At 26.9% G+C, this 23682-nt stretch carries 19 protein-coding genes; 3 read left to right on the forward strand and 16 right to left on the reverse strand.

The genetic code is table 11. The features are described from left to right. Positions 1–7: 7 nt before the first annotated feature. From scfB to JJC02_13340, 4 genes are all read right to left on the reverse strand, one after another. Positions 8–1387, reverse strand: coding sequence for a thioether cross-link-forming SCIFF peptide maturase (gene scfB / locus JJC02_13325; protein ID UDN53870.1), 1380 nt, complete (start codon positions 1385–1387; stop codon positions 8–10). 320 nt (positions 1388–1707) lie between these two features. Then, positions 1708–1854 carry a cyclic lactone autoinducer peptide gene (locus JJC02_13330; protein ID UDN53871.1) on the reverse strand — a complete coding sequence of 49 codons (147 nt, stop codon included), beginning with the start codon at positions 1852–1854 and terminating at the stop codon, positions 1708–1710. Between the two features lie 3 nt (positions 1855–1857). Continuing rightward, positions 1858–2463 carry an accessory gene regulator B family protein gene (locus JJC02_13335; protein ID UDN53872.1) on the reverse strand — a complete coding sequence of 202 codons (606 nt, stop codon included), beginning with the start codon at positions 2461–2463 and terminating at the stop codon, positions 1858–1860. Between the two features lie 284 nt (positions 2464–2747). Further along, complete coding sequence (locus JJC02_13340; protein ID UDN53873.1) at positions 2748–4178, reverse strand: DUF4116 domain-containing protein; 1431 nt, start codon at positions 4176–4178, stop codon at positions 2748–2750. Between the two features lie 343 nt (positions 4179–4521). Between JJC02_13340 and JJC02_13345 the strand changes: the two genes are divergently transcribed. After that, the gene (locus JJC02_13345; GenBank protein UDN53874.1) at positions 4522–5187 is read left to right on the forward strand and encodes a hypothetical protein; all 666 of its coding nucleotides are present in this window, start codon (positions 4522–4524) and stop codon (positions 5185–5187) included. A 792-nt stretch (positions 5188–5979) separates the two neighbouring features. Here JJC02_13345 and ptsP read toward each other — a convergent pair. The 8 genes from ptsP to JJC02_13385 form a co-directional block, all read right to left on the reverse strand. Continuing rightward, entirely contained in the window at positions 5980–7692 is a 1713-nt protein-coding gene (gene ptsP / locus JJC02_13350) for a phosphoenolpyruvate--protein phosphotransferase (GenBank protein ID UDN53875.1), read from the reverse strand. Between the two features lie 349 nt (positions 7693–8041). Beyond that, positions 8042–8302 carry an HPr family phosphocarrier protein gene (locus JJC02_13355; GenBank protein ID UDN53876.1) on the reverse strand — a complete coding sequence of 87 codons (261 nt, stop codon included), beginning with the start codon at positions 8300–8302 and terminating at the stop codon, positions 8042–8044. A gap of 191 nt (positions 8303–8493) precedes the next feature. Next, entirely contained in the window at positions 8494–9705 is a 1212-nt protein-coding gene (locus JJC02_13360; protein ID UDN53877.1) for a patatin-like phospholipase family protein, read from the reverse strand. Positions 9706–9936: 231 nt separating this feature from the next. Continuing rightward, a complete protein-coding gene (locus tag JJC02_13365; GenBank protein ID UDN53878.1) occupies positions 9937–11670 on the reverse strand; it encodes an N-6 DNA methylase in 1734 nt (577 codons plus the stop codon). Positions 11671–11709: 39 nt separating this feature from the next. Beyond that, on the reverse strand, positions 11710–12108 hold the full coding sequence (locus JJC02_13370) for an Rrf2 family transcriptional regulator (protein UDN53879.1): 399 nt from the start codon (positions 12106–12108) through the stop codon (positions 11710–11712). A gap of 2 nt (positions 12109–12110) precedes the next feature. Then, positions 12111–13658, reverse strand: coding sequence for an EAL domain-containing protein (locus JJC02_13375; GenBank protein UDN53880.1), 1548 nt, complete (start codon positions 13656–13658; stop codon positions 12111–12113). Positions 13659–13918: 260 nt separating this feature from the next. Then, positions 13919–14824 carry an N-acetylmuramoyl-L-alanine amidase gene (locus JJC02_13380; protein UDN53881.1) on the reverse strand — a complete coding sequence of 302 codons (906 nt, stop codon included), beginning with the start codon at positions 14822–14824 and terminating at the stop codon, positions 13919–13921. Positions 14825–14866: 42 nt separating this feature from the next. Beyond that, positions 14867–15511: an undecaprenyl diphosphate synthase family protein gene (locus JJC02_13385; protein UDN53882.1), complete on the reverse strand. Its 645-nt coding sequence runs from the start codon at positions 15509–15511 to the stop codon at positions 14867–14869. Between the two features lie 138 nt (positions 15512–15649). Here JJC02_13385 and JJC02_13390 point away from each other — a divergent pair, with 138 nt between their 5' ends. Continuing rightward, positions 15650–16120: a DUF4358 domain-containing protein gene (locus tag JJC02_13390; protein UDN53883.1), complete on the forward strand. Its 471-nt coding sequence runs from the start codon at positions 15650–15652 to the stop codon at positions 16118–16120. A 103-nt stretch (positions 16121–16223) separates the two neighbouring features. Here the strand turns inward: JJC02_13390 and JJC02_13395 are convergent, their stop codons facing one another. The 4 genes from JJC02_13395 to JJC02_13410 all read right to left on the reverse strand — a co-directional run bounded on the left by JJC02_13395 (position 16224) and on the right by JJC02_13410 (position 22125). Continuing rightward, the gene (locus JJC02_13395) at positions 16224–17486 is read right to left on the reverse strand and encodes an MFS transporter (protein UDN53884.1); all 1263 of its coding nucleotides are present in this window, start codon (positions 17484–17486) and stop codon (positions 16224–16226) included. A 74-nt stretch (positions 17487–17560) separates the two neighbouring features. Then, positions 17561–18934, reverse strand: a complete 1374-nt coding sequence (locus tag JJC02_13400; GenBank protein ID UDN53885.1) for an amidohydrolase — start codon at positions 18932–18934, stop codon at positions 17561–17563. 212 nt (positions 18935–19146) lie between these two features. Continuing rightward, positions 19147–21315: a sigma 54-interacting transcriptional regulator gene (locus tag JJC02_13405; GenBank protein UDN53886.1), complete on the reverse strand. Its 2169-nt coding sequence runs from the start codon at positions 21313–21315 to the stop codon at positions 19147–19149. A gap of 21 nt (positions 21316–21336) precedes the next feature. Next, entirely contained in the window at positions 21337–22125 is a 789-nt protein-coding gene (locus JJC02_13410) for an HAD family phosphatase (protein ID UDN53887.1), read from the reverse strand. Positions 22126–22492: 367 nt separating this feature from the next. Here JJC02_13410 and JJC02_13415 point away from each other — a divergent pair, with 367 nt between their 5' ends. Further along, entirely contained in the window at positions 22493–23449 is a 957-nt protein-coding gene (locus JJC02_13415) for an LCP family protein (protein ID UDN53888.1), read from the forward strand. Positions 23450–23682 lie beyond the last annotated feature (233 nt).

The following is a 23682-nucleotide window of genomic DNA, read 5'->3' on the forward strand; positions in this document are numbered from 1 at the left end:
TATAAATTTAGTTGGTTGCTCCTTCTAACATCAACTTAGCTTGTATCATTATAGAACACTCTGTACGTTTTCTTTGCATTTCACAGCCTAATTCATATGGTTTTGATATGTCATTATTAAAGTTTATCGCATTTGCATGACATCCACCTGAACAGTAAAACTTATTCCAACATTGTTTACATTCTTCTTTAGTATATACATGAGCTTCTCTAAACATATTTTTTAAGTTTTCTGGAAGTACAATTTTTTCATCAAATATATTTGCCATTTTAAATTCTTCATTTCCAACAAATTGATGGCATGGATATATATCTCCATTTGGTGTTACAGAAAGATACTCATTTCCAGCCCCACATCCAGTTATTCTTTTTATTACACATGGACCTTGATTTAAATCTATCATAAAATGGAAAAACTTAAATCCATCTCCTTGTAATTGTCTATCTGCATACTCTACAGCAAATTTTTCGTACTCTTCAAATATCTTAGGTAAATCTTCTTCTCTAAGTGCATATGGATTACTTTCATCTCCAACGACTGGCTCTACAGATGTTAATTTAAATCCTAAATCTGCAAAATGCATAACATCTTTAGAAAAATCTAAATTATCTCTTGTAAAAGTACCTCTTATATAGTAATACTTGTCTTTTGCTCTTTTTTCTACAAGTTTCTTAAATCGTGGTAATGTAATATCATAACTTCCTCTATCATTTAAAGTTGGTCTCATATTATCATTAACTTCTTTTCTTCCATCTAAACTTAAAACTACATTGTGCATATTTTCATTTATATAATCTATAATCTCATCATTTAACAGTACACCATTTGTAGTTATTGTAAATCTTATATTTTTATTATAATCTTTTTCAATACTTCTTCCATAATCAACCAATTGTTTTACAACTTCAAAATTCATCAAAGGTTCTCCCCCAAAGAAATCTATCTCTAGGTTCTTTCTACTTCCTGAATTAGCAATCAAATAGTCAATTGCTGCCTTACCTACTTCAAAACTCATAAGTTCTTTTTCTCCTCCAAAATCACCTTGAGCTGCAAAACAGTATTTACATTTTAAATTACAATCATGGGCTACATTTAAACATAAGGCTTTTACTACAGGCTCTCTATGTACAAAACTTGGATGATATTGATATGTATCTTCTGTATATAAAAGACCTTCTTTTTCCAAATTTGATATTTCTTCATATGCTTCATTTATTTTTTCTTCTTGATACTTTGATTTTAACATCTCTAATATTTCTTCTTTACTTTTTTCTTTATAAAAATCTAATAAGTCGTATGCAACATCATCTAACACATGAACAGCTCCACCATTCACATCTAAAACGATATTATATCCATTCATAGAAAATTTATGTATCATACTCATACTCTACCTCCTAAATTACTATCTATGCTAAAGTTTTTTATTGTTTTAATTAAACTTTACCCTTCATTATATCACAAGTTTACCTAAAATACATAAAATACAAAAATGACTTACTCCCCGTAAGTCATTTCATTGAATACACTATATCCCCCTAAATTGGCGCACTAATATATTATCAAATAAGTATTAGGCTCCTATAAAATAAATAAAATAAATTTTGTACCCGATTTTATATGATTTTAACCTTATCAAAATATAATAATTTCTTTTTTATAATAATTTCTTTTTTATAATAATTTTGTATAAATAAGTGCTTTTGTTTAATTTATCTTCTTTAAATTACTGATTTCTTTAGGTACCTTAGGCTGATGTATAATCCATGGGCAAGTACTATTAGCTGTCAAGATAGCAGTACTAAGTGCCAATGAACTAGCAAACTTCATAAATTTTACAATAAATTTCTCCATAACTTAATTCTCCCTCATACATATTCTACTTATATTTTTAGCTTTTAGCTTACCTAATACTAACATCATAAAAATCCAAAACATAGCAAATACGCTATATATGAAATAATCTACAAATATACTCAAAGAAAAACTTAAAATTGTCATTAATGACACTACTGTAGATATAAGTATAGCAATTTTTTTGTAAACCAACTTCTCTCTATCACTTATAGGATTGTTCCTATGTTCTATTGGGCATAGAACACAAATTCCAACCCAACTAATACTAGCAATAACCATAATAATATTTTTAAATAAGTCTATATTTAGATTTTCTATAATTAATATTGTAGATAAAATTATAAAAACAAAAGTCAATAGACATCTAAAATAATTGTCTGCATGATACCCTCCTGAAAATTGTCTTATTGGACAATAACACATTAAAAAAAACAATACATATGTAAATTTACCAAATAAAAAACCTATAAACAATATGGTGGTTATATTAATTATGAAAGCTATCAATATTTCAAAGCCATAAGAATAGACTTTAGATTCATTATTATCTATCATCTTATTACAAATTAAAGTAGATGTCATTTTATCAGCATATCTCTTAAACATTTTTACCTCCCAAAAAATTTTACATATATAGAGTACCTACTTTTTTGAGAAAATTCAATATATTTTACAAAACTAGTTGTTAAAATTGTAAAACTGGTCAAAAATAGACTTATATAATTTTCTATCTATTATTTATATAACAAAAAAATTATAATAAAACAGTTTTATTAAGCTTTATATGCATAAAGACACATAACTTATTACTATAAGCCATGTGTCTTTATTTATTACAAAATATCAATTTTCATTTATTTACATATATTTTTCTATATATTTTTACCTTTTTAACTTTGTTTTTGTTTTACATACTGTAGTGCTTTCCTATTCTGTTTCACTGCTTCCAAGCAAACTTTTTCTGTTTGATTATCAACAAATTCTAAAGCTCTATAATTTTGCTTTACCGCTTCTAAACATATTTTTTCTGTTTGGTTATTTACATATTTCAACATTCTATAATCTTGTTTTACTGCTTTTAAACAAACTTCTTCTGTTTGTTCTCTCACATATTTAAGAGCTTCATAACTTTGATTAACTGCTTCTAGGCAAACTTCTTCTGTTTGTTCTTTTACATATTGTAGAGCATTATAATTTTCTCTTACTGCCTCTAGGCATATTAATTCTGTCTGATTTTCTATATATTTAAGAATTTTTCCATTTTGCTTTACTGCTTCTACAAATATTCTTTCCGTTGGTGTCTTTACATAGCTTAAGATTTCTTTTATTTCAAGCTCTTCAAATGAACCTTTTATTGCTTCTATACATATATCTTCAGTCTGTTTTTTTACATATTGCAATACTTTTCCATTTTGTCTAACTGACTCCAAGCAAATTTCTTCTGTTTGCTCTTTTACATACTGTAATGCTCTTCCATCATTTCTTACTGCTTCCAAGCAAATTTCTTCTGTTTGCTTATTTACATACTGTAGAGCCATATAACTTCTTTTTACTGCTTCTATACATATTTTTTCTGTCTGCTCATTTACATAATACAATGCAAAATCATTCTGTTTTACTGCTTCTATACATATTTCTTCTGTTTGCTCTTTTACACAAGATAATGCACTATAGTTTTCCTTTACAGCTTCTAAACATATACTATTACTTTGTTCTTTGACATAAGCTAAAGATTTTCCGTCTTTTTTTACAGCTTCTAAACATATAGTTAGAGTTTGCTCTTTTATTCCTTTTAGTATCTCTGCAACATCATTTTTTGATGCCCTTTCTATAAATGCTATACATACATCTTCTGTCTGCTCTTCTACAAATTTAAAAACTTCCATAACATCGTAAGTTGATGCATTTTTTATAGCCTCAATTAATACATTTTCTGTCTTATTATTTATGTAATACAAAGCTCTGTAGTTCTGTTTGACTGCTTCTATACAAATATTCTCATTTTGATTTGTTATATACTTAAGAGCTTTATACGTCTGTTTAACGGCTTCCATACATACTCTATAAGTCTTGTCCTTTACAAATTCAATTATAGTACCATCCTGCTTTACTGCTAGCAGACACATCTCTTCTGTTTGGTTTTCTATGTCTTTTAACTCTCTGTAATCATATTTTACTCTGCTTAAATCATTTAAATGTACTTTGTTATCTTCCTTTAAATCTTCCTCATTATTTTCTATATCATACTCAAATTCTTCATCATCTAAATAGTCATTTTTTTCTGGTAAAAATATAGATTTAATTTTATTCTTTATATCCATAAAATTATCCTCCTTTAATATGATTCTATCATTAAAGTAAATCGTTTTTAAGCACTTATTTAATTAATTTTATATTAAGTTTCTTTAAAAGTCTATTCATTGTCGATAGATTATATTTTATATTAATAATTTTATCTTATATATGTGGGGTAATAAAGTTAATAGTGGACATTTCTCATCCCATTAGTATACACTATTTATATTTATCACTCATTTATAGTGATTTTTTTCAAATTTTTTCTTATTTACTATATCATATTTATCCGATTTATGATATTATTTAAATATAATATAAGTTTTATAAAGTATATTAAATATATTATAAGATGGAGGTCGAGTAATTTTGAAAGGAAACATAGTACAATATAATTTTGCAGATATAGAGGAAGAAGTATATTCGTTGGATTATGCTATAGCATGGAATACAGACGAGGAAAACGTAAACATAATACCATTTACAAATAAATTCTGTAAAGAATCTATAGAATCTTTTTGCCTAGGTAAAATTAATAACTTTGTTGAAATATTAAATGAAGGTTTTGTTGAAAATCATCATTATGTACATTTAGATAAAATGATTAGTGTTCCTAAGAAAAAAGTTAATTTAGTATATCAACAAGACACACATGGTTATCTTCTAAGAGATGATAATGACAACCTTATTCCTGCAAAAATAACTTCAGAGCAATCTAAATCTATATCAAGTAAGATGGAGTTATTCTGTGCTGGTGAAGAAAAATGTTTAATTAATATATTACTAAAGGCTGACCCATCATATATTTTAGATGTAGATAGTATAAAAGATAAAAACATTCTAAATCTAGGTTATGAGTCTATTGATAGATATAAAGAATACAATTTTGATGATGATAAGATTTTAATATTTTTTATAAATAAAAAACGTTATTCAGTGATTATGAAAAAAACAAACAACTCTGATAGTGATTTAGTTTCCAGAAACAATGCTATTAAAGAATTATTTACTAATAAAGCAGGAAATCTTAACTAGTATTATAATTTTAAATTATATTATTAATTAAATTAATAATAGTATACAAAGAGGCTGTCTCAAAATAGAGATAAGCTTCTTTTTCATTGTTGAAATAATAAAATATATTTAATTCTATATAAAAGAGAGTGCCTCATAAACTAAAAAGTTCATTTTGAGACACCCTCCTATTTATAATAAACAAATAAATCCTTAAACCTATCGAGTGGTTATAATTTTTAGATTGGGTTATCTTGCATTTTTAAATTTAAGGTAACTTTCTACTCTAAACTTTAATCTCTAATCAATATCATCAACTGTAACAACTTACAATTAAATCTTTAATAATCAAACTTTAGACTATCTATATTAAAACTCAAATTAGATTTAGGATTTATTTGGATATCACATTTATTTTATTAACTACTAATCAATTGTTTTTACTTATAAACTTATTCTTCCCTAATTCTATTATTAAATACTTTTAATTATTTTTCAATACCATATTTTTTTAATTCTTACTATTACATTACAAAATTATTATGTTACTCCATCACAACTACTTTTGATACCATTTAAGAATGAATCTTCATTTTAATAGTACTTTTATTGCTAATAACATCCATATCTACTATAGTCACAATGTAGTTTTGCTTTTTCACAAAACGACTATTACACAGATTAAGTAATTCTTAGTAATCTTTTATAAAAAAGAGATGCTTCAAATTTTTATTTTGAAACATATCCTTTTTAATTCGTAAAATATAATTTTGTTATTTAGAAAAATGAATTTTAGTAACTATATAATATTAATTATATATTAAAAGTCTTTTCTATATAGCTTTTTATTTCTTCAGCAGTACCCATATTAAGTACATCATCAGCTAATTTTTTCATATCTGACTCTTTAACTGAAGTTATTAACTTTCTAGCAGGAAGTATTGATATTGGAGACATAGAGAACTCGTCTAATCCCATACCTAAAAGTATTGGTATCATTTTTTGGTCTCCAGCAGATTCTCCACACATACCTGCCCATTTTCCTTCTTTATGTGCATTGTCTATAACAGTCTTTATAAGTCTTAAAACAGCTGGATTAAATTGATTGTAAAGATAACTTATCTTTTGATTCATTCTATCAACTGCACAAGTGTATTGAATTAAATCATTAGTTCCTATAGAGAAGAAATCTACATGTTTAGCCAATACATCAGATATTACAGCAGCAGATGGAACTTCTATCATCATACCAATTTCTACATCTTTAGCATAAGCCACACCTTCAGAATCAAGTTCTGCTAAAACTTCTTTTACAACTGCTTTAGCTTGTAATAACTCTTCTAAAGATGAAATCATTGGGAACATGATTCTTAATCTTCCATGAACACTAGCTCTATATAAAGCTCTCAATTGAGTCTTAAATATATCTTTTCTATCTAGGCAAAGTCTTATTGCTCTGTAACCTAAGAATGGATTCATTTCAGGCTCCATACTTAAATAACTTAATTCTTTATCTCCACCTATATCCAAGGTTCTTATAACTATAGGCTTTCCATCCATTCCTTCTAATACAGCCTTGTATGCTTCATATTGTATTTCTTCTGTTGGGAAAGAATCTCTATCCATGTATAAAAATTCTGTTCTATAAAGACCAACACCTTCAGCATCATTCTTTATTAGACCTTCTATATCATTAGGTGTTCCTATGTTACCAGCTAATTCTACATGTTTCCCATCTAAAGTTACAGATGGCTTTCCTTTTAATAGCTGTAACGCTTTTCTCTCATCCTCATACTTAGCCTTTAACTCAGTATATTTATTTATAGTCTCTTCATCTGGATTAACGATTACTTCACCTGTGTCCCCATTGAAAACTACAAAGTCTCCATCCTTAACTTTTGAAGTTATATCATTTAATCCAACGATTGCAGCTATTTCTAAAGTTCTAGACATGATAGCAGTATGAGAAGTTCTTCCACCTATATCAGTTAAAAATCCTAAAACCATTTTTTTATTCATAGTTGCTGTGTCTGATGGAGTTAAATCATGTGCTATTAATACAACCTCTTCGCTTAAAGCAGATAAATCAACAACTTTAATTCCTAATATATGTCTAAGTATTCTATTTGTAACATCTTTTATATCTGCCGCTCTTTCTTTCATGTACTCATTGTCCATAGACTCAAACATGCTAACAAACATCTCTTTTATTTCATTTAAAGCATACTCTGCATTTACACTTTCAGTTTTAATTTTATCTATTGCAGAACCAATTAATTCTGGGTCTTCTAAAACTAATAAATGTGCTTCAAATATTTCTGCTTCCTCTGTTCCTAATTCTTCAGAAGCCTTTTCCTTAACTTTTACTAATTCTTCTTTAGAAACTGCAACTGCATTTTCTAATTTAGCAATTTCCACTTCAATATTATCTATAGATTTTTTTTCAATTACTAATTCACTATGCTCAACTACTAACGCTTTCCCTAAAGCAACACCAGGAGAAGCACCTATTCCTTTGTAAGCCATAACCCTACCTCCTAAAAAATATCATCTGACGTATAAACTCTATAAATTTATATAAATACTTTATATTTTTATAGTTTTATTTCCCTAATAATTTTTTATAAAATTTTATAAACTACTTGTTACTATATTTTTACTCTGAATTTATGATTAAAAATATCTTATTTCATCTTCTAAAATATTTGTATTTTCATACCCAATTAACAATAGTCTTAATCTTCTGATTAAATAAACATGAAAGTAACAAAGAAATTAAATATCTACAAATGTTGGTCTGTATACGTTTAATACTTCTTTGTTACTTTAAGTAATAATTAGATTATAAATATCAAATTTTTAAAAATTATTATATCTATTCTCCAAATCCACTTTCAACTAATTCAACCATTGCCGCTAAAGCTACTTCTTCATCTTCTCCATTTACAACTAACTTTAATTCTTCTCCTTGAGCTAAACCTAAACTCATTATTCCCATTATTGATTTTGCATTTACAGTTTTGTCTTTTGCTACAACCTCTACTGTTGATTTAAATTCAGCTGCCTTTTTAACAAACATTCCTGCTGGTCTAGCATGTAATCCACTTGCATTTTTGATACTAACTACTTTTTCCATTTTTTAAATCCTCCTATAAACTTTACATTTTATATTTTTTAAAATTGTTTTCCTATTTTTTACTTTAATGGTACTTAGTGGTACTTTTTTGTCCTATGGTCATTTTTTGTTCCCACTAGTGCTACAAAAATATTATACTACTAATATACACTTTTTTCGAGCATAATTACAAATTTTTTTTTGTTTTTTATTTAACTTTGATTTTTTATGTCTTTTATAATACAATTTGTCAATAATTTTGTGTTTTTGTTCTTTTTAATACTAATTTTAGGTCTAATTTCAAAATTAGAAGCTAAATTTTTATTAGAATCAATATTTGTATTTACAACATCTATAACCTTGTTAAAATCATATAATTTTATCCTGTTTATACTATTTTCTTCAAGTTTTTTTTCATATATGCAGTAAAATAAATCTCTATATGAAAAGTCCTTTGGCAATCCAAGCACCTCACCAAGCTTTGGTATTACACTTTCCATAACAGTTCTAAGTGAAGCATCTCTTTTTATATTCAGTAAATTACAAATATATTGTATTGTTTCATTGCTCATACTTTTAAATTTATCAAAACAGTATTCTTCATTGTACTTATATTCTACATCAAAATAATACTTAATCCCAGTGCATCTTTCATATGCTTTCATAGTATCTAAATAACCCAATCGAATATTTTTTTCTACATTATCTCTATCTTTATTAAGAGAACCTCCTAGATACTCTGACGGTATTATAGTTTTTACATTTATATTCTGGTGTCTACTAAGATTTATTTTACCAATAAAATCATCAAGCAGCCTAATTACAACAACATCTTCATAACCTTTGTCTTCTAAAAGCCCAATTGGCATGTTATCACAAAACATTCCATCAAGATACAATTTATCATCCATCATATTCGTTTGAAAAATAGGCAAACTGGAACTAGCGATTAAATAATCAATCAGTCTTCCTTTCGGTATATCTTCAATATACAATGGATATGGATTAATCTTTTTATCCCACCAAACAGTAACAAGTCCAAAGTCTTTTTTTGATTTCCTTATTATGTCTTCATTTAATGTTGTTTCCATTAGTTGTCTTAAAGGGCTTATATCTATACCTTCATTTTTTCTAGCTTTATTTATAAGTTCAAACACTGCATTGATATTTTTAGTAGTGAAATCTACATTTTTAAATCTCTCATAGGTTTCTCTATCAATATTCATAAAATGAGTATAATCATAATTTAACCAAATATCTTCCATTACTTCAATATCATTTTGGATTATATATGCTCCATTTAAAGCACCAATTGATGTGCCAGTTACTCCTTGAAACTCTATACCAAGCTCTCTTAAAGCTTTATATGCCCCTATTTGGTAAGCTCCTTTTGTTCCTCCACCTTCTAAAACTAATCCTTTCATATTATCACCTACTATATCAAAAACATTTCTGATTTTTATTCCTCAGCAAATATTAATTCAAAAAACTATTTTTAGTTATTGGAGAAAAATAAAATTGCACAAATTCATTTTTATTTTATCAAAAAAATATTGAAAAGTATATATTTTTAATATTTTTTATATGGCTAACTTTTTATTTCTAAATTTAAATAAATAATTAATACCTTGTAATTTTTTTGTATTTACAGATGCTTATATACCCAAAGAATCCATTATTAAGTTATCTATTTTTATCTGCAATTTTTCTACTTTTCCTTTATCCATAGACTTATCTAATAAAATTGATATTATTTGCTTTGATAAATTCTCTATCTCTTCATAATTATTATCTTTAAAAATCCTTATCTTCATAACCTTATTAGGATAGTAATCATATATATTTTTACTCATTTTTTTAGCAGTTATTTTAAAGTATTTATCATAAATACTGGAATTTAAAATTCCAACTAGATATTCATATGAAAATTTGTTTAAATACTCTTCTTTTATGAAAAAAGAATATACATCTGCACTTGAAAAATTGTTATCATAATCTATAGCAAATCTATTTTCATTTGATTTATAAGGATACATTATCTTTTTTCTTTCAAAGAAAAGCTTTTCTCTACCCCATTGAAGTTCATACCATTTCCTTATTCCACTTTTACATTCTCTTCTGTTTTCTAACCTTGTCTTATACATCCCTATAATCTCATCTAGTATCCTTTTATTTGTATTCTCATTATCTATATCATTTGAGTATATCAGCCTATAATCACTTTTATCTACTACATACTTATTTATATTTTTACTTTTTATCCAACACTTTAAAAATTTATCATCTACAAGATTCAATTTTACATCATCTTTACTTAAAATAAATGCTTTGTCACATCCTGTGATTATTCCTTGAAAACTTATTGCTATATCTTCCAAACTATATTTACATTTTTCTTGTATCTTATTATAAAAAATTTCATCATCTTTATTTACAAGCATCCATTCGTCAGATAGTAAACTCTGATTTATATTAAAATGCTCAAATTTGCTACTGTTTAGAAGTTCTTCTAGTGTTTCAAATTTATTTACACATATATCCTCACTTTTGATTTTAAATACATCTATATGCGTATCTTTTGATTTTTTCTTATCAAAAGTGAAGATACAACTAGATACACCTATATTTTTAAATATATTTGCACCTAAAAAATCTACTATTTCTTTAACATTGACATTTGACTTAATATATTCTCTCAAATCTTTACCCGATAGACTTTCTAAGAAATATCTTGGAGTTATAACACTACCAGTTCCTCCTTGTTTTAAGACATCTATAATCTTTTTATAAAAACAAAAATATAAGTCAGCTTTATCCTTGTAAACTTCACTATATTTTTCTAGGAGAAATTTTTTATATTTCTTTTCAAGTTTTTTATGACCAATATATGGTGGATTACCAACTATGTAATCGAACTTATATCGCCATTTCTTTTTAAGACTATCACAACAAAATAGATTAATCTTTATATCAGAATCATCTAAATCGTTTATTACCTTTTTATTCCTTAAGCTATCTTTTAATATACTTATGGCTTTTTCATCAATATCAGCACCATATATACAATAGTTTAATATATGACGGTGTATGTTATCAATAGTCCAATAATTTTCATCATATTTCTTTTTTAATTCATATATATTTTCCTCAAATAAATCGTATAAAATATCGTATACTTCTAAAAGAAAATTTCCGCACCCACAGGAAATATCGAGTATTCGTGGATATGGATTTTTAATTATATCGTGATTTTTTAAAGTTTTCTTTACAATATAATCTACAATGATTTTAGGAGTATAATATATTCCACTTGCTTTTTTAGTATCTACATCTAAACTATTCTCATACTCTTTAGATAGTAGAAAATTATCTTGAGATATATCATCCATAACCGAAAACCTCCAATTATTATCATAGCTGAAAATTTTTTATTCTAGTATTTGTCTTATAGATTTTCTCGATAAAAGTTTATAAATTTCTTTTTCTATTTCTAGTAATTCGCGATTTAATTTACAACCTTTTAAGCAATTATCGCAATTAGATACATATCTCGTACATTTGTTTATATATATTTTTCCATCAATTACTTCTACAATAGTTCTTAGACTTATTGTATCCAATGATACATTTAACATGTATTTCTTGCCATCTTCTTTATTAAAAGTAAGAATGTTATTTGCACAAAGCTTTCTAAGCAATCTATATAGTGTTAGCATTGGTATATCTTCATTTTTTAATATCATTTTAGCATCTATTGGATTATCCTCTCCATTATTAAATATAGCTCTTATGATTCTTATTGAATAATCTACATCTTCTGAAATCATCCTTATTCCTCCTCAACTGCCATGCGTTTATCTAAAAGAGTATCCTCCAGATTCATATAATTTCTATCAATAAGAAGTCTTTTATAACTAATCTCATCTAAAGGTTTAAAAAACACATAGCCTTGTATGAAATTACAGCCCATTTCATTTAAAACGTTAACCTGATTCATATCCTCTACCCCTTCACATATAACAATTAAGTTTAAATCATGTGAAAGATTAATAATTGCTTTTACCATAAATTTTGTTTTTGTATTTGTAACTATATCTAATATAAGTGACCTATCAATTTTTATAATATCTAGTGGTATCCCCTTAAGATTGATAAAATTTGAATTACCTACACCAAAATCATCTAATGAAATATTCATACCTAAAGATTTAATCTCATAAAGCCTTTCACTTATAAAGTTTACATCTCTTAGGGCTGTTGTTTCTGTAATTTCTAATTCTATAAGCTCTTTAGGAACATTATATGTATTAAACATCAGTTTAAAAAAATCAACTAAATCATTTTTATATAGTTCTACTCTAGAAAGATTTATTGAAACTGGTAGGACATTTATGCCTTCTGCAATCCACTTATCAATAGTAATAAAAACTTCTTGAATTAGCCACCTACCAATATTATTTATCAGACCATTTCTTTCAGCTATAGGTATAAACTTATTTGGTCCAACCATACCTAAGGATGGATGTACCCATCTTATTAATGCTTCTGAACCTATAATTTTATTTGTATTTGAATCGACTTTGGGTTGATAGTGAATTACAAACTCTTTATTTTTAATAGCTAAAAATAAATCTCGCTCTATTTTCATAATTGATTGTATTTCCTCTTTCATCTCATTATCAAATTCTACATACTCTATATGCTTTAGCCCTTTTGATTTAATCCTTGCCATATCAGCATTATCCATAGCTTTTTTTATACTAATTTCATCATTATTAAATCTATAAATTCCAATAGAAGCCTCAATATTTATATCCATTTTAAAACTGTCAATCTGACTTAATGTCACAATTTTATTCTTAATAAGATTTACTAAGTAAGGAATCTTCTGTTCTCTATCTTCAAGCTTTATTATTAATATAAAAACATCACTTTTTAACTTTCCATAAACAGCCTCTTCTCTAAAATAATTTTTTAAGTTACTTGAAATATTATTTAATACTTCATCCCCTAGCTCATAACCATATATATCATTTATAAGTTTGAGTCTACATAAATCAAAACAAGCCATAACACAGTTTTCTCTCTTATTGCTGATGATATAATTTTGAATATGTTTTAGAAAATTCTCATCTTTAGTAATATTTATAAGCTTATCTGGATTATTTATTAATTCTAAATTAATTTTATCCTCATATAGCTTAATTTTAAGATATGAAATAAATACATTTATACTAAATAAGGTCAATAAAATTAAAATTAAAACTTTAATGTCTGTTCCAATGTGCCTTGTAAGTAAAACTATTCCCAAAATTCCAATTATGATAAAAATTATTTTATTTAAACTGTAAATTTTTGTCATACTATTTTTATTCATATAAATTCCCCTATTTTTTAAGTTATCTTACATTTAAACTTTTTATATATTAATTATAAAGCACAATTGGTAGCAAATCAATGTAAGTTAAAATCACATATAAAGAACTGCATTATACTATACTAAATTTATTTTCTTAAATTTCATAAATATCTATTTTTTGCAAAAAAAACTATGAAATTAGATATAGATATAATAATATCTAATTTCATAGTTTCTAAACTCAAACAACATTTTTAACATGATAAAATAAAGTTAACTTATTTATTCCCTTTAGAATCTAAGTATGAAAGTACACCTTGAACAATTCCTTCTGCAAGTTGTTCTTGATACCTTTCATTTATTATTTTTTGTTCCTCTGAAGGTGTTGTTAAAAAACCACACTCTACCAATATGGCAGGCATACTTGATTCTCTAAGCACTTCAAAGTTATTTTCAACTATGCCCCTATCCCTAACTTTAACATAAGATGCTATAGTACTTTGTACTGTCTGTGCAAGTTCTTTTGAACCATCTGTAGCTTTATTCCTATACCAAGTTTCTATACCTGTTGCTGTATTCCCATTTTCTTCTGCATTTAAATGAATGGAAACAAGCACATCAGCAGAACTATTATTTGCTAAATTAACTCTATCATTTAACGATATATACGTATCATCAGTTCTAGATACTACTACTTGAATATCCTTTTGTTTAGATAATTTATTTGCTAATTTTTTGGAAATCTGCAGATTTAGGTCTTTTTCATATCTATTACTAGTTTTACTTTGAGTCCCTTTATCATTTCCCCCATGACCTGGGTCTACAAATACAGTATATTTTTTATTTTTATTTTCATCTTCATTTCCAAGGTCAAATTGTTCTGAGTTAACATTTTGTTGTTGGCTAGTCTTATTACTTTTATCCATACCTTTTACCAAAGCTACTACACCTTGAGTAGCCTTAAATGCCATAAATAAAAATAACGCTGTAAAGCAAATCAACACTGCTAACTTTTTCTTATTTAATTTTCGCTTTTTTCTATTCGGATGGCTAGTATTTTTAGATTTGTTTCTTGAATTATTGTTATTATTGCCTCTTGACATTTCTTCACCCTTCTTGGTATAAATTTTTACACTTTCACATATTATTAGTGTTATTTTACCATCAAGAAGTTTTTTTTTCAATAATTTAAAACACTCTACAACCTTAAATCAGAAGCTTTTTAATTATCCGCCTAAAGTGACATCTTGTGTATCATACCAACTAAATGCATCTTTTATATCATCACTTTTAAAATCCGGCCAATAATTATCTATAACATAAAAGTCTGCATAAATTGATTGTACAGGAAGGAAACCGCTTAATCTCCTTCTTCCACCCCATCTGATTATCAAATCTAGTCTAGATACATCAAATGACTGTATGTAATCCTGTATATTATTTTTACTTACATTTTCTACTCCTGATATATTATTTAAGTCCCAATACCATCCATAATTTACCAGAAGATTTGCTTTTATTTGACCTTCTTTAGCTTTAATTCTATTAGTATATGGTAATAATTCCTCTGGGAACATTGGAGATTTTGTATTTCCAACAACGAGTAAAGCCGCACCTTCATCTATTAATATATTTGCAGCATCAATACATGCTTTTGTAAAAGCTTTTGTCTGCACTGATGGACGTCTTGTATTATCAGTTGTAAATCCATAAAAAGTTACTTCTTCACAACCTAAATCTCTACATAATCTATAAGATTCTAATCCAGGGTCTATTCCGCTTTTATATCCTTTATCTTTTGTCATACCATTCTGACTTGCCCATCTTCTGTTTCCATCTGGTATAATTCCTACATGTTTTGGTATTCTCATTTCTAATCACCTCTTAATAGGTATTATTATCAAAATATTACATTATTAATCAAAACTGTAACATTAAATACATTTATTTTTATATAATTATGTAGTAAACTAATTTAAGATGGAATTAAAAAAACTTGGAGGTTTATCATGAAAAAAATTTTAATATTGTTTTTTTCGATAATCTTATCATTAGGAATGGTTGGTTGTTCTTCAAGTGGTGATTACAAAAACGTTTCTACATCAAGAATTGAAAGGGCATTAAAATCTGCTGATTTACTTATAAAAGAATCAAAAATCTTTGATGCAAAGGAATTTAACTATTTCAATGATGTGGAGGAAGACATCATTCAAGGTTTTGTAATTAATTCTTCTGAAAAATTATCTCTAGAAGATATTATCGTTATAAAAACTGACGATGTAGATAAAATCTATAAAACTCTAGAAAATTATAAAAAAGACATGATACAAGCACCTTTTGGAGAAGGACATGGAGAAAAAAGCAATTCTGAAATAGCAAATAATACTATAGTTGAGAAAGCAGGCAAGTATGTTTATTTAATTTCAGCTGAAAATGCATCTCAAATAGAAGACAAAATACTAAGCATAATAAAAAAATAAATATCTTTAGCGGTGTTTATTAAATATCAACGTAATTTTATATAAATAAATTTATTTTATTAAAAATTACGTTGATATTTTTCATTTATTTAATTAATATAATTTAAACCTCTTTTAACTTTTTCTTTTTTCCTAAAGCTAAGCTTATTAATATCAAACCAACCATAATTACAGTCAATACCAGATATGTCATCCATGCTAATGTATATCCTCCAGACATATCATATAACCTTCCTGTAACAGCTGAACCTAAAGCTGCTCCTAATAAAACTACTGCATTTACTACACCAACTATTGTTGAATAATCTTTTTTTCCAAATATCTCTGATGTGATGAGAGCAGGTACAATAGTCCCCATACAGTTTCCAATTCCCCAACATATAATAAACACTATTATAGCTGGATACTTACTAGCAAATAATAAAGCCAATACCCCTAAAAATACCTGCAACCCAACAAGTATAACACCTTTCTCACATCCTACTTTATCAAACACATAACCTAGAAGTATTTTACCTAATATAACTACTCCCATGTTTATAGATATAACACTTGCTGCAAAAGTTGAAGGATACCCTATATCAGTCAAGTAAGATGCAATATGCATTTGTACTCCCATAGCTATTATTGTAATCAAAATCAGTCCCATAAGCATAATCCAAAATATTTTAGTTTTTATAGCATCTCCAAGCATAATTCCTTTTACAGAAGCATTTAAAACGTTTTCAGGAGAATTATTATGTCCATATGGCAATAGACCTTTATCACTCGGTTTTTCATACATAAATATCAAAACTACTGGTATAGTTGTAACTAATATTATTATTCCCAATACTAAATATGATTGTCTCCAACTATAATTTAAGATTATATAGTTAGCTATAGGATTAAATATCATACCACCTACTCCACTTCCCATAAAAGTTAAACCTAAGGCTAGCCCTCTTTTTTCTAAAAACCAATTGCTTATTATTATTGATAGAGGAGTTAGAGTTGTCATACCTAACCCCAAACCTGAAAATATACTCATTAAATAAAAAGCATATATACTGTTTGCATATGAATATCCTATATAACCAATTCCTGCCAATACACATCCTACAAACATTATATTTTTCAATTTAAATTTTTTTGTTAACTTCCCCATAAAGAGTGCTATTGCCATAGTAGATAAAGCAATTACTGTATAATAAAGAGAAAATTCAGACCTAGAAAAACCTAAGTCTTCTGTTACAGGTTTTATAAATAAACTTGCACAATTATTTACTATTCCATAAACAGATATCATTAATATTAGACCAGCAAATACAACTAACCATCCTCTAAAAAATCCTTTTTGTGACTTAGATATATTATTTGATTCCATTTTTTACCCCCTATTTTCAGTAAATTTAAGATTACTTTATTACTTAAACCACAGTTCTATTCTTAAAATAAAAATTATACCAATGGTTTATACTCAAATCCATCCAAAGATTTTGTAAATTCTTCTTTTGATTTTTCAAGCTTTTCTTTGTCCATTAAGATATCATATGCAGAACAAGCAAGCACTTTTGCTGCACATAGCATTGCCTCAAAACCTACATTAGAACCGGATGACGAACAGGCTTGCCAAGTATGAGCTGCTGTACCAATAGGCCATGCCGCCATAACAAACTGTGCAGTTGGTACTATATAACTTATATCTCCCACATCAGTTGAACCAGATACATTTTTGTATTTATAATCTTCAAAGTCGACAATATCATCATGTAGATATTTTTCTACTATATTAGGGTTACCTTGAAATGAAGTTGCTACATTTCGTCTTTCTTCTTTTGTAATTGTATTTGCTAATTTGTGAGCAAACTTTAAATCTTCAGCTTTAAAGTTTGGTACTCCTACCATCCTCATATTCTCAGATACAATATCTGTCAAACTTTGATTAGGTAAATAATCATACATTGCGTCTATAACTTCATATTCCATCTCTGTTTCTGTCATCATTGCTGCACCCTTAGCAACTTTTACTAATCTATCAAGAGTACTCTTTACATCTGATGCTTTTTTACCTCTTAAGAAATACCATGACTCTGCAGAGCCAGGAACTATATTTGGTCTTTCTCCTCCATTAGTTATTACGTAATGCATACGTATAGAATCCAATATGTGTTCTCTTAGATAATTAGCACCTACATTCATAAGTTCAACAGCATCAAGTGCACTTCTACCAGTATGTGGAGATTGTGCTGCATGAGAAGTAATTCCTTTAAATCTAAATTTCATAGAAAAATTTGATAAACTAGATGGTCTCCAGGGACTATTTATATCAAAAGGATGCCAACTAAATGCACAATCTATGTCTCTAAAACATCCTTTTTTATACATATTACATTTTCCTACTCCTCCTTCTTCAGCTGGACATCCAAAATATTTTATAGTTCCTTTGATATTTTCCCTCTCCATAACTTCTTTTAATGCTACTACTGCTCCTACTCCTCCTACTCCTAACAGATTATGACCACACCCATGACCTGCTCCAGATTCAGTTACAGCTTCTTTAGTTAAAGATACCTTTTGAGATAATCCTGGTAAGGCATCGTATTCTCCCAATATCCCTATCACAGGTCTACCTTCTCCAAACTCTGCTACAAAGGCAGTTTCTATTCCTTGTACAGTATTTACATTAAATCCATTTTCTTCTAAGTACTTCTTTTGTACACCGCTTGCAAAATATTCTTCATATGAAGTCTCTGGATTTTCCCATATTCCTTTTGCCATTTCTACTAAATCTTTTTTATATTTATCAACACAATTAATTAAATCATTTTTCATATTTAAAACCCTCCTTGGAATAATTAATTTTTACTTGTTATCTACTATATAAGCAATGATTGTGCCAAGTAAGTAAGTTTTAAACTCAATAAGTTTTACAATGCTTGTGAATGCTATTTTTTTTATTTTAGTTATTCTAATTAAACAAATATTATTATGAACAAAAAAAATAAATGGGATATCATTAAATTAATATCCCATTTATTTTCTATTTATAAGTTTTTATCAACCCATTTCTTGCCTTTTTCTTCAAGGTGACTCCCATTTCTCCCAATACTTTTATCTATATATCCCTCTGACTCTAAAAAATTCATAATTACTCTAACATTATGCTCACTTGAGTTTATGTTTTTTGATTGTAGTTTTTTTACTATCGCCCTTCTGCCACATTTTTCTTTATACAGGATTCTCATAATCTCAAATGCTACAATATTATCCTGCTGACTTAAATTCTCAAAATATATTTTACTATCTCTTTGTACAGTATTAGTATCTTCGTTAGTTTTTTCAAAATTTATATCATCAATAGTATTAATCTTATTTAGTATATTTTGATTATCTTCACAATTATTTTTACATAGATTTAGATTGTTTTCATATATATTTAAAGTAGGTTCTTTATCTTCATAATATTTATTTTTATAAGAGTCTTTGTATATCATAGGTAAATCGTCTATAGTGAGTAATTCTCCACCAAAATTTCCAACATACTCAATACAATTCTTTAATTCTCGTACATTCCCATCCCATTTATATTCATGCAAAAACTTTTTCAATTTACTATCCATCTTTTTATGTTTGTAGCCAATGTTCTCTAGAAAATAATTGCATAACACAGGTATATCTTCTTTACGTTCTTCAAGTGAAGGTATACTCAATATACAGGTACTGAGTCTATAAAATAAATCTTTTCTGAAATATTTAGAATTTCTAAGTTCATTTATAGTCTTGTTGGTAGCAGCAATTACTCTTATATCCAATCTAATTTTTTCATATCCACCAATTTTAACTATTTCCTTCTCTTGTAACACTCTTAAAAGTTTTACTTGAAATAACTGACTTGTATCTCCTATCTCATCCAAAAATATAGTTCCTCCATTAGCTATCTCAAATAACCCTTTTTTCCCTTGAGAGCTAGCACCTGTAAAACTACCGCTTTCATAACCAAATAATTCACTTTCAAGTAACTCATCTGGTATTGCTGTACAATTTATTGAAATAAAAGGTCTATTATTTTTATTTGAATAATTATGAATAGAATGAGCATATAATTCTTTTCCTGTTCCAGTTTGCCCCAATATTAAGACAGTTGAATCTATTTTAGAGTATTTTTTAGCATACTCTATAGCTTCTTTATTCTTTTGTGAGTTCCCTACTATATCATTAAATGTATACTTAGCCAAATAAGATTTATTTATCTTTCCAGTATTACCTTTATGTGCATCAAAGACTTCATCTATAAATATAGCCTCTTGATAATTTTTCCCCATAAAATCTATACTGTTTTTACTTACTATGAATTCTTTATTTAAAGTTTTATCTGAATAGTATATATTTTTCTTGAGATTTGTACGTTTAAATAGATTATATATATTTAGTAATAATTTGATTTCACTTAAATCTTTACCTACATTACTCTCTTTTATATTAAGTAATCTTCTTGCATATTCATTATATAACTCTATAGTTTTATCTTGATTTAAAATTATCATACCTATTGGTATTGAATTAATTAAATGATGTACTCTATTCTTATACATCAAATTTTTCATAATAGCTTTAATATCAATATCATCTTCACTATATACATTCTCTTTTACTACATCTAATTTAGCTGATACTTCATTTTGGGATATTCCTAGTTTTTTCAATATTTCTAAATAAGCATTATATACTATTTCTCTCCAACCAATGTCAATAAAGTTTGTAATAAAATCTGGAGTATAAAAGCTTTCACCCAAATAAATAGCAGTGTCCACATTTTCTATATATACTCCAAATAATTCTTTATGGTATGGTACAAATTCAATATGATTTATCCCCAAATTTTTCAATATAGTTATACATTCTAAAGCATATATCCATTCAGGAGTTATAATAAGTACTCTTTTTCCTCTTGGAATTTGTTTCAATTTTTCTATGGATTGTTTTGTGTACATTGTTTTTACTAAAACTAATTTTTCTGTATTTTTCTTCACCCATTTATCTACTATCTGTTCATCTAAATAGTTCATTGCTACTATGACATCACAATTTGACAAGTTTGAATCTTCTATATCATAAGTTTCTATTTCTGCAATTTCCCCCAATACATCTTCAAGTTGTAATTTATATGCTTTTTTTAACTTGTCATTTATACCAGCCAAAATAATCTTTTTCATTTAGACCTCCATCACAGATGGTTATCCAATTTTTATGACCTCTTTTATCTTATCTATAACACCATTTTCAGTATTTTTTTTTGCTCTGAACCTAGCAATTTGTTTCAAATGCTCATTTGCATTTTCCATAGCATAACTATGATAAGCACTCTTCATCATTTCTAAGTCATTTAATTGGTCACCAAATACCATAGTTTCTTCATATTTTATATCTAACATTTTTTGTACTTTTCTTATAGCACTTCCTTTATTTGCACCTTTTGCAGTTAAATCAAGCCATTCTACTCCAGAAATACACACTTGGGCTCTATCAGAAAACTTTTCAAAATAGATGCTATTGTTATGTTCTGCACCTTTGAAGTCAAATACAGCTATCTTTAATACATCACCTTCTACCTTAGTCAAGTCATCTACAACTTTAAACTTTTCATAGTAAGTGCTAACTTCTTCTATAAATGCTTCATCTTTACTTTCTATATAGGCATATTTTTTGCCACTCATTACAATTTTTTTCCCTTTTATACTTCTTGTCGTCTCTATGATTTCATTTACTAACTCTTTATCCAAAGGATTTGATAATATTTCTTTTCCTTTATATACTACAAGTGTTCCATTTTCTGAGATAAACATCATATCATCTTTTATATCTTCAAATTTTTTTATAAGATTTTGATACTGCCTACCACTTGCCGCAGAAAACATTATCCCCTTCTCTCTTAATTTTTTAAATACTCTATAAAACTCTGGATTTATTTCGCTCTTTTCATCCAATAAAGTTCCATCTAAGTCTGTTGCTATTAATTTTATCATACATTTTCTCCCCCAAATTATTAATTTATAATTATTTTTTATTAATTTTTATCAGTTTAAATTTTCAATTCCTATTATACACTAAAAATTTTAAATTACAATTTACACGTTTAACAAGATGTTATAGCCACATTTAGGAAAATATTTTTTTCAACACACACATCAATTTATAAAAATTTAAGTCTTCATATAATTATACTCCAAAAAAAATAATAATAACTATACACTTTCTTCTATAAAATATTATAAAAATAATTATATTCTGACAAACTTATGCTAATTTATTGCGTTTTTTATTGCTTATGTAACAATTTTTTAATATAATTAACTATGTGTAGTTAAAAAATTTAGAAAGTAGGGGATATTATTGTCAGGACTCAAAAAGTTCGTTATATTTCTAGCCCTTTTAGTTATAGCATTTCCTATTAGCATATATGGATATGTTTTTACTAAATTAAAAACTATCCAAGATGATAGTATAAATACAGAGGCGCTTAGTAGTAATGACTATAAAAACGAAGAAAATATCACAAATATATTATTGTTAGGTACAGATGCAAGACCAGGAGAAGAAGTTTCTCGTTCTGATGCCATGATGATACTGACTATTGATAATAAAAATAAAAGTCTTAAATTAACTTCATTAAATAGAGATACTTATGTTAATATACCAGGACATGGAGAACAAAAATTAACACATGCTTATGTATATGGACAAGCTAACTTATTAATAGAAACTATAGAGGAAAACTTCCAACTTGATATACAAAATTATGCTGTAGTTGACTTTTTCTCTTTTATGGATATAGTCGATGCTCTAGGTGGAGTTACTGTTACTGTCAATAAGAGTGAGATAAGAGAATTAAATAAATTTATACCTGAAACTTATAAATGGAATAAAAATGCTGACAAAGGTTCTCTTAAATATATAAGAAACTCCGGTGAACAAAAATTAAATGGATACCAAACACTTGCATTTTCTCGTATAAGAAAAAATGATAGTACAGATGAAAGAGATAGAAGACAAAGAAGTGTTATACAAAGTTTAATAAATGGTGTTAAGGATTTACCAGTTACTAAATATCCTAATCTAGTTAATACAATACTTCCGTACGTAAAAACTAATATGAACCCTAATGAAATAATATCTTTAGGAAAAGAACTTTTAAGTATAGGAAATTTAGACCTTAAATCCATGGAATTTCCTCTTTCTACTGAAAATGGTAGAAAAATAGGTAATGCAGGCTATGTAATACCTTTTGAGGAATATGAACTAGATGCAATGCATGATTTCATATTTAAAGACATTATGGTTGAAGATTAGAAATTCCAAAACAAACTAATAATTTGATGATAAATACATACCTCTTAAATGCAAATTACTTTGTATTTATGGGGTGTGTTTTTATTTTAAAATATAAATTACTTTTAAAAAATATATTATATATACTTTTAACTGTATATATAGGTCGATAAATTTTCTTATAAATTATATTATTGTCTTTTTTTTGTAACTGAAACAAGTATTGAATATATTTCAATACTTTAATATAATTA

It is taken from the genome of Clostridioides sp. ES-S-0054-01, from assembly GCA_021561035.1.
GTDB lineage: Bacteria > Bacillota > Clostridia > Peptostreptococcales > Peptostreptococcaceae > Clostridioides.